The 13,184-nt window shown below is 70.1% G+C and carries 12 protein-coding genes; 2 read left to right on the top strand and 10 right to left on the bottom strand.

Features of this window, described 5'->3' with window-relative positions:
* Positions 1–4: 4 nt before the first annotated feature.
* Together ACFVV5_RS08530 and ACFVV5_RS08525 are read left to right on the top strand one after the other, a co-directional pair.
* Positions 5–1,039 (top strand): Gfo/Idh/MocA family protein, encoded by a 1,035-nt coding sequence (locus ACFVV5_RS08530; protein WP_387241898.1) that lies wholly within the window; start codon positions 5–7, stop codon positions 1,037–1,039.
* Positions 1,036–2,082, top strand: coding sequence for a Gfo/Idh/MocA family protein (locus ACFVV5_RS08525; RefSeq protein WP_387241895.1), 1,047 nt, complete (start codon positions 1,036–1,038; stop codon positions 2,080–2,082). The genes ACFVV5_RS08530 and ACFVV5_RS08525 overlap by 4 nt, the downstream gene beginning before the upstream one ends.
* A 32-nt stretch (positions 2,083–2,114) precedes the next feature.
* Here ACFVV5_RS08525 and ACFVV5_RS08520 read toward each other — a convergent pair whose 3' ends face one another.
* From ACFVV5_RS08520 to ACFVV5_RS08475, 10 genes are read right to left on the bottom strand one after another with little or no spacing between them, the layout of a single operon-like run.
* On the bottom strand, positions 2,115–2,954 hold the full coding sequence (locus tag ACFVV5_RS08520; protein ID WP_387241892.1) for an NAD(P)-dependent oxidoreductase: 840 nt from the start codon (positions 2,952–2,954) through the stop codon (positions 2,115–2,117).
* Positions 2,955–2,981: 27 nt separating this feature from the next.
* The gene (locus tag ACFVV5_RS08515) at positions 2,982–4,271 is read right to left on the bottom strand and encodes an RNA polymerase sigma factor (RefSeq protein WP_387241889.1); all 1,290 of its coding nucleotides are present in this window, start codon (positions 4,269–4,271) and stop codon (positions 2,982–2,984) included.
* A gap of 11 nt (positions 4,272–4,282) precedes the next feature.
* On the bottom strand, positions 4,283–4,624 hold the full coding sequence (locus tag ACFVV5_RS08510; RefSeq protein ID WP_387241886.1) for a YciI family protein: 342 nt from the start codon (positions 4,622–4,624) through the stop codon (positions 4,283–4,285).
* Positions 4,625–4,678: 54 nt separating this feature from the next.
* Positions 4,679–5,758, bottom strand: a complete 1,080-nt coding sequence (locus tag ACFVV5_RS08505) for a glycosidase (RefSeq protein ID WP_387241883.1) — start codon at positions 5,756–5,758, stop codon at positions 4,679–4,681.
* Positions 5,755–6,783 (bottom strand): hypothetical protein, encoded by a 1,029-nt coding sequence (locus ACFVV5_RS08500; RefSeq protein WP_387241880.1) that lies wholly within the window; start codon positions 6,781–6,783, stop codon positions 5,755–5,757. The genes ACFVV5_RS08505 and ACFVV5_RS08500 overlap by 4 nt, the downstream gene beginning before the upstream one ends.
* An 8-nt stretch (positions 6,784–6,791) precedes the next feature.
* The gene (locus tag ACFVV5_RS08495; RefSeq protein WP_387241877.1) at positions 6,792–7,718 is read right to left on the bottom strand and encodes a carbohydrate ABC transporter permease; all 927 of its coding nucleotides are present in this window, start codon (positions 7,716–7,718) and stop codon (positions 6,792–6,794) included.
* On the bottom strand, positions 7,715–8,704 hold the full coding sequence (locus tag ACFVV5_RS08490) for a carbohydrate ABC transporter permease (protein WP_387241874.1): 990 nt from the start codon (positions 8,702–8,704) through the stop codon (positions 7,715–7,717). The genes ACFVV5_RS08495 and ACFVV5_RS08490 overlap by 4 nt, the downstream gene beginning before the upstream one ends.
* A 2-nt stretch (positions 8,705–8,706) precedes the next feature.
* Positions 8,707–9,993 (bottom strand): ABC transporter substrate-binding protein, encoded by a 1,287-nt coding sequence (locus ACFVV5_RS08485; RefSeq protein ID WP_387241871.1) that lies wholly within the window; start codon positions 9,991–9,993, stop codon positions 8,707–8,709.
* 20 nt (positions 9,994–10,013) lie between these two features.
* Positions 10,014–11,042 carry a LacI family DNA-binding transcriptional regulator gene (locus ACFVV5_RS08480; RefSeq protein WP_387241868.1) on the bottom strand — a complete coding sequence of 343 codons (1,029 nt, stop codon included), beginning with the start codon at positions 11,040–11,042 and terminating at the stop codon, positions 10,014–10,016.
* On the bottom strand, positions 11,039–13,132 hold the full coding sequence (locus ACFVV5_RS08475) for a hypothetical protein (RefSeq protein ID WP_387241865.1): 2,094 nt from the start codon (positions 13,130–13,132) through the stop codon (positions 11,039–11,041). Before ACFVV5_RS08475 ends, ACFVV5_RS08480 begins: the two co-directional genes overlap by 4 nt.
* Between the last annotated feature and the right edge of the window lie 52 nt (positions 13,133–13,184).

Genomic DNA, 13,184 nt, shown 5'->3' with positions numbered 1-13,184 from the left:
CTTCGTGAACAACCTTCGAGTCGGCCTGATCGGGGCCGGCGGAATCTCCCACGTGCACGCGGCGGGCTGGAAGCAGCTCGGAGCACGCGTGACCGTGTTCTCCCACGAGGGCGCGGCCGCCCTGGCCGAACGCTACGGCTTCGCCGTGGCCGGCAGCGTGGACGAGCTGCTGGCGGCCGTCGACGTGGTCGACATCGTGACGCCGAGCAGCGCCCATCACGAGCTGGCGCTCGCCGCCATCGCGGCGGGCAGAGACGTGATCTGCGAGAAGCCGCTCGCGGTCTCGTCCGAAGCGGCCCGGGAGCTCGAGGCCGCCGCAGAAGAGGCCGGGGTGCGGCTGTTCCCGGCCCACGTGGTGCGGTTCTTCCCCGAGTACGCGAACCTCAAGCGCCAGGTCGACGCCGGACGCATCGGCACCCCCGCCGTGCTGCGCTTCGTGCGCGGCGGCGAGGCGCCCCGGGCCGGGTCGTGGTTCTTCGACGAGACCGGGGGAGGCGGGATCGTGCTCGACCAGATGATCCACGACCTCGACCAGGCGCTGTGGCTGGCGGGCGACGTGGAGCAGGTCTACGCGGTGCAGAGCCCGCCGACGGTCGACGGCGTGGTGCCTGGAATCGTCACGGCGCACGTCGTGCTCACCCACACGAGCGGGGCGATCAGCCATGTGCAGGGCACCTGGGGTGCGCGCGGGACGACCTTCCGCACCAAGGCGCACATCGCCGGGACCTCCGGCGTGCTGACGATCGACTCGGGGATCGACCTCCCGACGACGCTCGACATCCCCCGGGTCTCGGAGGCAGAGGGGCCGGAGACCGGGGGCTATCTCCCGCCGCCCGTCCACGCCGAGAGCCCGTATACGACCCAGCTCCGCGAGTTGGCCGAGGCGATCGCCGGCGGTCGGGAGGCGCGCGTCTCGGCCGCCGACGGCATCCGGGCTGTCGCGCTCGCCGAAGCAGCGGCGGAGTCCATCCGTACCGGCCTGGCGGTCGACGTCGACCTCGACGACGCCGTCGCACCCCGCGAGAAAGTGACCGCATGACCCCCATCGAAGGAATCCGCATGACCGATCGGCGCACGATCAAGGTGGCGGTGCTCTCGTTCGCCCACACCCACGCCATTGGGTACAGCCGCCTGCTCGCCGGCCGGGACGACATCGAACTCGTCACGACCGACCCCGACGGCGCGTCCGCTCCGGATGCCGGCCCGCGCGGCGCAGAGCTCGCCGCCCTCCTCGGAGTTCCCTACGTGGAGACCTACGAGGAGGCGCTGGCCTGGGGGCCGGACGCGGTCATCGTCACCGCCGAGAACTCGCGCCACCGGGACCTGGTGGAGCGCGCAGCCGCCGCGGGAGCCCACATCCTGTGCGAGAAGCCTCTGGCCACCAGGGTGGCCGACGCCGAGGCGATGGTCGCGACCGCCGAACGCGCGGGCGTCACCCTCATGACGGCGTACCCCGTGCGGTTCGCCACGTCGTTCACCGATGCGTGCGCGCGCGTCCGCTCCGGCCAACTCGGCGAGATCATCGGCGTCACCGGGACGAACAACGGCAAGATCCCCCTCGCCGACCGGGCCTGGTTCACCGACGAAGAACTCTCCGGCGGCGGCTCCCTCATCGACCATGTGGTGCACTGCGCCGACCTGCTCGACGAACTGCTCGGCACGCTGCCCACCTCGGTGCGGGCGGTGTCCAACCGGATGCTCCACGCAGACGCCGGGGTCGACGTGGAGACCGGCGGCCTGGTGACCGCGATCTACCCGGGCGGCGTCGTCGCGACGATCGACTGCTCCTGGAGCGTGCCGGACTCGGCGCCCACCTGGGGCGGCGTCACCCTGCAGATCACGGGGACGCGCGGCTCTCTCACGATCGCGCCGTTCGCCCAGCACGTCAGCGGCCACGACGCGTCCGGCGAGGTGTGGGAGGGCGTCGGCGACGACCTCGACGGCGCGATGATCGCGGAGTTCCTCGGCGCCGTCCGCGAGGGGCGGCCTGCGGTGCCGGACGGCGGTGTCGGTCTGCGCACGCTCCGGGTGGTCGCCGCCGCGCAGCGCTCCGCTGCGACGGGACAGCCCGTCACGGTCTGACCATCCGCCCCTCAACGGTCTGCCGCGGTCGGTCAGTCGTCGGCGATGACGGAGAAGTCCTTCTCGCCGTCGCCCGAGTCGACGGCGCGCTCCAGGGCGGCCGATACGAGTGCGACGGCGGGCAGCGGCCGCTGACTGGTCGCCAGCATCAGGCGCGTGTCCTTCGCCAGGGCCGCGGCCGAGAACTGGGCGTCGTCGAAGCTGTGCGACACGACGGTCGCCCCCTTCATCGCCGCGATCGGGGCTGCAGCCGTGATGCCGAGCGTGTTGAGGACGTCGTCAGTGCTGAGGCCGCCGGACTCGCCGAGACGCAGCGCCTCGATGAGCGACTCCATCGACACAGCGAGAGCCAGGTTGGCCACGAGCTTGCCGGTAGCCGCTTTGGCGGGCGTGTCGAGCATCCGGAGCTTGTTGGGGTCGGCCCAGAGGGCGACGAGTTTGCGGGCCTCGCGCGCCGCCTCCGGTTCGCCCCCGACCAGCACTCCGAGCGCTGCGGCACGAGCCGGGGCCAGCGAACCGATCACCGGCGAGTGCACGTACCGGATGCCCGCCCGGGCCGCCCACTCGGCGAAGTCCGTCGCGTCCGCCGGCGACACGGTGGTGATGTCGATCCAGAGCATGCCGGCGGCGAACGGGAGGTCGCCCCCCACGATCACTTCTCGCACCGTGTCCGGTCCGAACAGGACCGAGATCACCGCCTCGGCGCCGGAGACGGCGTCAGCGGCTGTCGCCGCCACGGTGGCTCCACGACGGCCGATGGCTTCGGCCGGCTCGGGGGAGCGGTTCCACACGGTGACGTGGTGGCCCGAGTCGATGAGATGCGGGACGAGCTCGCGGCCCATGCGGCCGAGCCCGAGGAAAGCGATGTTCATACGTCCACTGTGCGCCGATCGGCGGCACTAGGGAAGGGATGCGCGCGCCCGGGTGAGAAATCCGCGCTCGGCTTCGTTGTCGGTGAGCGCCAGCGCGGCCTCGTACTCGGCGGCGGCGTCGTCGGTGCGCCCGACCCGGCGCAGGAGGTCGGCACGGATCGCGTGGAACAGGTAGTACCCGCCGAGTCCGGCGATGGCGCCGTCGCCGTGCGCGAGTGCGTCGACGACTGCGAGTCCGGCATCCGGGCCGTCGACCTCGGCCACGGCTACGGCACGGTTGAGGGCGACCACCGGTGTCGGCTGCACGGCGAGCAGCTGGTCGTAGAGAGTGACGATCTGCCGCCAGTCGGTTCCGGATGCCCGCAGCGCGTCGCTGTGCACAGCCTGGATCGCCGCCTGCACCTGGTACGGGCCCGGTCGGTTTCGGCGGAGACACGCGCGCACGAGGCGCTGCCCCTCGTCGATGAGTACCCGATCCCACAGGGTGCGGTCCTGGTCGGGGAGCAGCACGAGCTCGCCGTTCGCATCGGTGCGGGCGGCACGGCGCGACTCGATGAGCAGCAGCAACGCGAGCAGTCCGAGCGCCTCCTCCTCGTCGGGCATCAGCTCGACGAGGAGCCGCGCCAGCCGGATGGCCTCGGCGCAGAGCTCCTCGCGCACCAGGCGGTCTCCCGCCGTGGCGGTGTAGCCCTCGCTGAAGATCAGGTAGACGACGGCGAGCACCGACCGGAGACGGTCGGGCAGGTCGGCGTCGCGCGGCACTCGGTACGGGATGCGGGCATCCCGGATCTTCGCCTTGGCCCGTGACAACCGCTGGGCCATCGTCGGCTCCGGCACCAGGAAGGCACGGGCGATCTCGGCCGTGGTTAGGCCGCCGAGCAGGCGCAGGGTCAGGGCGACGCGCGACGCAGGCGCCAGCGCCGGGTGGCAGCAGGTGAAGATCAGGCGAAGCCGGTCGTCGTCCACGGGAGACTCCTGGGCTCCGGGGGCGCCGGACGGGCCTGCGCCGAACAGATCGGTGCCGGCCGGATCGGGCTCCCGCTGCGCGTGCAGCAGTGCGGCCTCCGCCATCCGGTCGCGACCGACGCCTTCGCGGCGCAGCCGGTCGATCGCGCGGCGACGGGCCGTGGTGATGATCCAGCCGGCCGGGCTCGGCGGGACGCCGTCGGCCGGCCAGCGCTGCACGGCTGCGGTGAACGCGTCCTGCACCGCGTCTTCGGCGATGTCGAGATCGCCGAAGACCCGGTACAGCACGGCGACGGACCGGCCGTACTCCGCGCGGAAGACACGATCGATCTCCGCCGCGTCCACGTGCACCCGCCGACCGGTCAGCCCGCGAACGGGCGCACCTCGACGGGCAGGGTGGAGGCGACGGCGACGCGCCGGCCCCACTCGAGCGCCGCATCCAGGTCGGGGGCTTCGACGATGGTGAAGCCGCCGAGATGCTCCTTGCCTTCGGTGTACGGGCCGTCGGTGAGGAGGACCTCTCCGCCGCCCGGGCGCAGCACGGTGGCCGCACTGGCCGGGAGGAGGCCGTTCGAGAAGACCCACGCGCCGGCGGCACGGAGGTCGTCGTTCACGGCCTGGAGGTCGCGGCCGATCGTGGCCAGCGCCTCCGGCTCCGGGATGGGGCCGTCGGGCTGGTACACACTGAGCAGGTACTGGGTCATGATGTTCTCCGTTTCTCTCGTCCTCTACACGAACGGGAACCGGCTATTTCGACATCATTCCCCAAAAAGCGGATTGCGGCGCAGAAGCGCGACGCCGATCTTCGAATCGGCCATGCCGTAGAACACGACGTTCTGGCCGTCGATGTTCTCGATCGCCGTCGGGAACACGACGTTGGGCACGATGCCGCTGCGCTCGTCCTCGGTCTCGGCGGCGAGCAGCGGGGAGCTCGTGCGGTCGAGCACCCGCCACGGCTCCTCGCCGTCGAGGATCATCGCGCCGGCGCCGTAATTGACGTTCTGCTGCTGTGCCATCGAGTTCTCGATCACGCCGGTGACGCCGTGGTGGAGCAGCAGCCAGCCCTCGGGCACCCGGATCGGCGCTGGTCCCGCGCCGATCTTGAGCTCCTCGAACGGGTGTTCGGGGCCGGCGAGGAAGCGGTTCTGCCGCCAGCGCGCGAGCTCGCGGTGGTCGGCGAGCACCGCATCCAGGGGGATGAACGCCATCCAGATGCTCGGACGCGGGTCGGGCACCGTGGCCGGGGGACGGTTGCCTTCGCCGGGGCGCACCTCGCCGAGCTCCCAGACGGGCCGATGCAGCACGGCCAGGCTGGGCGTTCCGTCGGGAGCGGTGACCGGTTCGGGAAAGAAGACAGTGTCCTTGTTGTGGTAGAGCCCGAGGTCGACCCCGAGCTCGTCGTCGTACTCGAAGGTCACCGGGCCCAGCCGTCGCCAGGTGCGCAGGTCGGTCGACGTGGCGACGGCGGTGCGCGGTCCGAGCGGGCCGAACGCCACGTAGGTCATCACGTGCAGCCCCAGTGCCGGGATGTACGTGACGCGTGGGTCTTCGACGCCCGAGTTCGACGCCCCCTTCTCCCACTCGCGTTCGGGCTCGAGCACGACCGCCTCGCGTTCGACGGACACCGGGATGCCCTTCTCGATGTTCACCCGCGCCAGTCCGACGCGCGACACGTTGCCCGACGCCACCAGGCGCGGGAGCAGGTACAGCTCACCGTCGGGGCCGCGCCCGCTCGCCGGATTCAGCACGCCCTCGACCTCCAAGGGGTTGCCGGGCTCCGGAGTCATCACGACCCCCGCTCTTGTCAGCGCGTACGGGAAGGTCTCGGGGGTGCTCATGTCGTGGGTGCTTTCGGTGTGGTGGAGCGGTAGAAGTACATGTCGCGGGAGCCGCGCGGTGCGTCCCAGCCCTGGGCGAATACCCAGTCGCCGTCGAGACGTTGCAGGCCGCCCCAGGCGAGGGACCCGCCGCGGTGCGTGGCGAGCTGGGTGAACGGAGCGTCAGTGGAGTACAGGGCCTGGGCGGCTGCGAAGTCGCCGTTCTCGTCACCGTAGAAGAAGTCGAGCACGAGATCGTCGCCGACCACGGCCGCGCAGGCGACCTCGTGGAGGGATCCGCCCAGTTCTGCCAGATCGAGGTAGGGCTGCTCGGCGAAGCGCCAGGTGACGAGGTCGTCGGAGTGCCCGACCATCGGCCGGCCTCCGCAGCCCTCCGACAGGAACATCAGGTACTCGCCGCCGATGCGCACGGCCCGGCCGGCGTCGTCGCGCGGGATGACCGCGCCCTTCGCCCAGAGCTGCGAGACGTCGTACGGCACCGCCAACCCCTGCTTCTCCCAGTGCTCGAGGTCGTGCGAGACGGCGACCATGATGTCGCAGGCGATCGCGCCCGTCTCGGGCACCCGCCAGATCGCGTTGTAGAACAGCACCCAATGGTCGTCGATCGCATAGATCTTCGGATCCTCGCAGCCGAGGGCCTCGTTCTCGTGCGTCGGGTAGATCACCGGGTTGGCGGGGGAGTCGTGCCACTCGCCGTTGCTGCGCACGGCGTGCCCGATCCGGCTCGCGGTCGACTCCTTGCGGGGAGACGCCCGGTAGAACAGGTGGATCTCGTCGCCGCGGGTGATCAGCGTCGGGTTGAAGATGGAGTCGCTCGTCCAGCCGACGCCGGTCGGGTCGTTCCACTGACCCTCCAGGTGGAAGGTGAGCGAGGGATCCCGGGCGAACGGCCCGATCGCCCAGTCGGGGCGGTCGGGGTACTCCGCCGAGAACTGGTCGGTCGAGATCACGTCGGTGATCGCGTTGGTGTGCATCAACGCTTCGCGATAGCTCTCGCGGAGGTCGTCGGTGTGGAGGGGTGTCATGGATCTCCTCAGCCCTTGACGGACGAGCCGATGTCGGTGGATGTGAAGTAGCGCTGGAACGCGATGAACAGCACCACGACGGGCGCTGCCAGCACGACCGCGCCGGACAGGATGGCCCCGTACGGGTTGGTGGTCGACCCTGAGACGGTGCTGATGTAGTTCGCCAGCGAGACGGCCAGCGGTTGCAGGCTCGCCTCTTTGGTGATCAGGAACGGCCAGAGGAACTCGTTCCACGGGCCGATGAAGGTCAGCAGCAGCACCGTGACGAGCGCCGGGCGCACCAGCGGGATGGCGATGCGACGCAGGATGGCGAACTCGCCGGCGCCGTCGATGCGCGCGGCGTCGAACAGCTCCTTCGGTATCTGCAGGAAGTACTGCCGGAAGATCAGCACCGCGGTCGAGTTGATCGCGAACGGCAGGATCATGCCGAGATAGTTGTCGGCGAGTCCGTAGTTGCGGGCGATCAGCACGTAGAGCGGCACCATCAGCAGCTGGAACGGCACGACCTGCACCAGCAAGGCCAGTGCGAACGTCACGCCGCGACCGCGCCACTGCAGGATCGAGAGCGCGTAGCCGGCGAGCATCCCGAACACGGCCGTGCACAGCAGCACGCCGCCGGTGAAGATGGCCGAGCTGGCGAGCCCGCTCCACAGGTTGATGCGCGAGTCGATCGCCGAGTAGTTGCTGAGGGTGAGGTTGGACGGGTTGGGGAAGGCGCCGGCGACCGTGGTGTCCGGCGCCGCCTGCAGCGAGCCGATGACCATGTAATAGAACGGGAAGATGAACGCGATCGCCCCGATCGTGAGCACGATGCCCTGCAGCACGGCCTGACCTCGGCTGAGCCGGCGCGGCGACGAGAAGTCGACTTTCTTGCGGCGCCGCTTGGGGGCCTTTCCGGCGGAGGCCGGAGCGCTGGATGCGGTGGTGGCGGTCATGAGTCCCTCTCTCCCGCGAATCGGTTCTGGAGGAACGCGATGATGAGCACGGCGATCACGAGGACGATGCCGATGGCGGCCGCGTACCCCGGATGCCCTTGCTGGATGCCCTGCTGGTAGATGAGCAGCACCGGGCTCGTCGACGCGCCGTTCGGCCCGCCGCCTCCGGTCAGCAGGTACGGCTCGGTGAAGAGGTTCGCACCCACGATGGTCGACAGGAGCAGCACGAGCACCGTCGCCGGGCGGACCCCGGGCACGGTGACCGAGAAGAACTGCCGGATGCGCCCCGCGCCGTCGGTCGCGGCCGACTCGTAGAGCTCGGTGGGCACGTTCTGCAGCGCCGCCAGGTAGAGCAGGATGTAGAACCCCAGCTGCTTCCAGGTGACGTAGATCGCGATCATCGGCATCGCCCAGGTCGGGTTGGCGAACCAGCTCGGGTTGGGCGCGAGCGGGCCGAGGATCTGGTTGACGAGGCCGTTCTCGTTGAAGAGGAACAGCCACACTCCGATGATGGCGACGCTCGCCGTGACGTAGGGCACGTAGTAGCTGACCCGCAGGAAGGTGCGGAACCGTTTGATGCTGTTGAGCCCGCTGGCGAGCAGCAGCGACAACGCGACCGTGAGAGGCACATTGATGAGCAGGAAGACGCCGACGTTGCGGAACGACTGCCAGACCGCCGGGTCGGTGAAGGCGTTCACGTAGTTGTCGAACCCGACGAACGGGCGATCGACGGTCGCCCCCGGTGCCGCGAAGAAGTAGTCGAAGAACGACATGTAGAGCGCGAACAGCAGGGGGTAGGCGAAGATCACCAGCACGAAGATCAGGTACGGCGCACTGAACAGCCAGCCGAGCGGGTTGCGCCCGAAGATCCGGATGCGCAGCGGCTGATCCGTCCGGTGCGGGTCGTGGCCGCGACGGCCACGGGCGCGCCCGGCGGCGGAGGAGCTCTTGCCCTCCGCCGCCGGGGTGGTGTTGACGGCTGTCATGGCTACTTCTGGGCCTGCAGCTGATCGATCTTGTCGGCTGCGGCCTTGAAGGCGTCCTCGACGCTGCCGCTGCCGGCGACCACCGACTTCGTGTACGCGTCGCGCAGCGCCTGCATCTGGGCGATGGTGTTCGGACCGGTCGGGTCGTCGACGGTGCGGGCGGCCTGGGCTCCGAACTCCTTGTAGGCGGGGTGCGCGGTGAAGTAGTCGGCGTAGACGGTCGACAGCTGGTCGCGGATCGGCATCTGGCCGGTGACGTTCAGCAGCTTGTTGTCCTGGTCCTTACTGGTCGCGAACTTGAGCACATCCCACGCCGTGCCCTGGTTCTTGCACGAGCTGTACATGCCGACGTTCTTCGCATCCGGGAAGGTGAAGGTCTGGTCGGCCGTCATCCCGTTCTTGGTGGGAACGGGCACCGAGCCCCACTTCACCTTGTCTCCGTAGAACGCGATCGCCCACGGGCCGACGATGGCCATCGCGGCCTTGCCGTCGGCGAAGGCGTCACCCTGGTACTGCTCCTTGCCGGCGAGACCGTCGCTGTAGATGGTCTTCCAGAAGTTCGCCACGTCGATGGCCTCCGGGCTGTCGACTGTCGCCTTTCCGTTCTCGACCATCGACGTGCCGCCGGTCTCGGCCGCGTAGAGGGGAAGGAAGTCGAAGTTCACCTGGAAGAACTCGCTGGTCGGCGTCGGGTAGATCGCGTACGGGGCGGCGCCGCTCGCCTTGATCTTCTTGGCTGCTGCGATGAACTTGTCGTAGGTCGACAGGTCGGGGGCGTCGGGGTTGAGCCCGGCCTTGGCGAAGAGCGCCTTGTTGTAGAAGATCATCACGGGGTTCGACTTCCAGGGCATCTGGAAGTAGTCGCCGTTCGGTGACTTGTACTGGTCGGCTGCGCTTCCGCTGCGCGCCTTGATGTAGGAGTCCCCGTCGGAGAACTTCGACAGGTCGACCAGACCGCCGGCCTTCTCGAACTGACCCGTGGCCGCGGGCAGGTTGTTGAACACCAGGCAGGGCGTGGTGCCCGCGGTGATGGCAGCACCGATGACCTCCTCGGTGCTCTTACCGGCCGGAACCTCCTGAGCCTTGATCTGCTCTTTCGGATGCGCCGAATTCCATGAGCTCACCATCGCCTTGCCCCACTGCACCTCCTGCGCGTTGTTGGAGTACCAGATGGTGATCGGGCCGTGCGCCGTCATGGCGTTGGAGCCTCCGCTGGACCCGCAGGCCGCGAGCGTCGCCGCTATCGCGCCTGCGGTGAGGATGCTGATCAGTATTCTGCGTCGTTGCATGGTTCGTTCCTTGTCTTGTTTCAGTGCCGGGACCCAGCGGGCGCAGCCGTCGAGGCGCGCACCACCAGTCCCGCCGGGGGGAGTTCGACGTTCGCCGTCTCGCCGTCTTCTACGAGGCGCAGCAGCGCGGTTGCCGCCGCGACGCCCCATTCGGTCGGGTCGTTGTCGAGCGTCGTCAGGGAGGGATAGATGTAGGTGCCGATCTGCGACCCGTCGAGGCCGGTGATCGAGAGGTCGTGGGGGAGTCGGAGTCCGCGCTCGTGCGCGACCCCCATGCCGGCGATGGCCATCGGATCGTTTCCGTAGACGATCGCGGTGGGCGGGCGTTCGCCGTCGAGCAGAGCTTTGGTCGCCCGGGCGCCCTGCTCGGGCGAGAAGTCGGTGGAGACGACGTGCGGGACGAGGCCGGCCCGGAGCATCGCGTGCTCGTACCGTTCGCGGCGGCGGCGCCCGTGGAGCATCCCCTCGTCGCCCGAGACGTGGGCGATCTCGCTGTGCCCGAGGCCGACGAGGTGGCCGACCAGGGCGTCGATGCCCTCGTCGTAGTCGCGCGAGATCACGGGGAAGGGCGTGTCGACGGTGGGGGCGCCGAGGGAGACGGCGAGCATCCCGAGCCGCGCGATCAGCTCGACGCGGTGGTCGTCGTCGCGGATGTCGGTCAGGAGGAAGCCGTCGACCCGGTTGTCGAGGGCGAGCCGCTCGTAGGCTCGGCGCTCGGCATCGAGGTCGGGGACCACGCTCAGCACGAGGACCTGCCCCCGGGCCGAGAGCACGGTCTCGACTCCGGCGATGAACGCCGCGAAGAACGGGTCGACCTCGATGGTGCGCGGTTCGCGTCGCAGGATCAGGCCGAGCGCATAGGCGCGCCGGGTGCTGAGCCCACGGGCGCTGGGGTTGGGCGTCCAGCCGAGCTGCTGCGCGGCGGCGAGGATGCGGTCACGGGTCTCCGGTGCGACCCCGCGGCGGTCGTTGAGCGCGAGGGACACGAGTCCCTTGCTCACGCCCGCCGCACGGGCGACGTCGTTGATGGTGACGTGCGCACCGTTCATCGCGAGGTCACCACGCTGAATCCTCCCGGCTGGACCGAGATCGTCGCGCGTGCGCCCACCCGTGAGGAGTGGCCCACCTGCTGGCCGTACCGGTCGTACCGCGTCACGGTGACGGCGCCGGTGCTCGCCAGTTTCTGCGCAGCGCGGCGATCGGTCCCGTTGACGTACACGTCGAGGGTTCCGGATGCTCCGCCCAGCGCGAGATGCGACACCACCGGCTGGACGAACACGGCGTCGAGCCGGACCGAGCCGTGCACGCTCGCCGTGAGCGCGGTGGTGCCGGCCGGCGCCGTTCCGCCCAGGGTCTGCGGGAGCAGGAACACGGTCGTCGGAGCGATCCCCTGCGGCGCCTGCACTGCGTTCGGGCTGGTGCCGAGCGCCGTCGGCCGCTTGCCGCTGGTCGCCGTCCAGGACGTGGTGCCGGATCCTCCGGAACCGAGGTCGGCGATCGCGAGGACCTTGTGCGGACCGCTGCCGGCGGGCAGCGCGAACGTCACCGTGTCGCCGGTGCTCGCCTGCACGTACTTGCCGCCGGACCAGTTCGCCGAGCCGGTCCAGGCGCTCGGCGGAGTGACGACGTTCGCCGTTCCGGTGAGCGCACCGTTCTCGGCTTCGACGACGGTGAGCCCGTCGGTGGCGGTGGTCCGGGTCAGCGAGGTGGCGGTCGCGGCGACGGACGGGTGGGCATCCAGAGCCAGCATCGACAGCTGGGTGTGGATGACCGACTCGGCGCCGCAGTTGCGGTTGACGACGCCGTCGGGGCTGATGCCGTCGACGCAGACGCCGGTGGCCGGATCGTAGACCGGGACACCGGCCGGGTTGGCGCCGAAGTACCAGGCGGCCTGGGCGCCGGCGAGCTGGTCGAGGCCGGTCGCGTGGGTCGCGTCGGCGACGGCGAGGAGCCCTTCCACGCGGGAGTCGACGCCGTACGCGATCTGGCTGCGGTCGGCGGGGGTGGGAGTCCAGCCGTTGTCCGGACCACCGGACGCGAGCAGCTGGGCGGTGAACTGGGCGGCGTCGACGGCGGCGGTCTTCTGCAGATCGCCACGGCCGAGCGCGGTCGCCGCGCCGGAGAGCGCGGCCGGCTCCATCCCGCCCCAGGCGTGCCAGAAGGTGGGGGAGTTGGCTTCGGGGAGCAGCGCTCCGAACGGCCACTGGCCGACTCCGCCGCTGGAGAGCTCAGCGATCCCCGCGGAGTAGCGCGACAGGGCGGTCGCCGCCGAGCGGTCGTGCGGTGCGGCGGCGACGTAGGCGGTCAGGCCGAGCACGGCCTCCGAGGTGGCACTGGCGCTTCCGACGATCAGCCAGGCAGGCACGGGCACGCCGTTGGCCTGCACGGTCGACCCGTATTTCGCGAGCGACTGGTGTTCGAGAGCGCCCACGGCCAGGTCGAGGCGCTGCTGGAGGAAGGACGCGAAAGCGGGGTCGGTCGGGGCGAACGCGGCGTAGCCCTCGCCGAGAGCCCAGACCGTGCGGGCCAGCCAGAACGACTCGGCGGAGTCGCTCGGGTCGGGCTGCTCGACCGGGATCGCGCTCGGGTCGAGCGTGCCGTCCGACTGCTGCCAGAGCACGACGTTCCCGGCGTTCGGACCGGAGCCGGTCTGCAGGTAGGTGAGGGAGCGGAGCAGTTCGTAGGCCGTGGTCTTGCTGGCCGGGGTGCTGTTCTGCTTCCAGTCGCGCAGGTAGACGACGGCGGCGCGCGAGATGTCGTCGGCGTCGAACGCCCCCTGAGCGTAGTAGCCCTTGGCGGGGTCGGTGATCGGGCCGCCGCCGACGCGCTTGAACGTGCCGTCGGGCTGGCGGTCGGCGTAGACCCACGGAGCGCGTGCGGTGGGCTCGGCATCCTGCCGGAACGTGGTGTGGCCGGCGACTCCGGACTTCAGCGGCACGTCGTCGAGCAGCCAGTTCAGGTGGGCCAGGTTCGTGAGTTTCGCCGGGGCCGCCGGGGAAACGGCGGCTGCAGAGGAGGCGACGGGAGCAGTGGCCATGGCGGGCGACGGGCCGACAGCGGCGACCATGACGGCGCCGACCACGACCGCGAGCGTTGCACCTGCGTGCCGAGCGGCAGGGGACTTCGGGGGCTTTCGCATCGTTGCGTTTCCTTACGTCTAAACCGGTTTAGTTGACGGTAGGCGCGATATC

It is taken from the genome of Leifsonia sp. NPDC058248 (genome assembly GCF_042881905.1).
Taxonomy (GTDB): Bacteria; Actinomycetota; Actinomycetes; order Actinomycetales; family Microbacteriaceae; genus Leifsonia.
The sequence above is the reverse complement of the archived record's forward strand: the minus strand, read 5'-3'. Positions and strand labels throughout refer to the sequence as shown.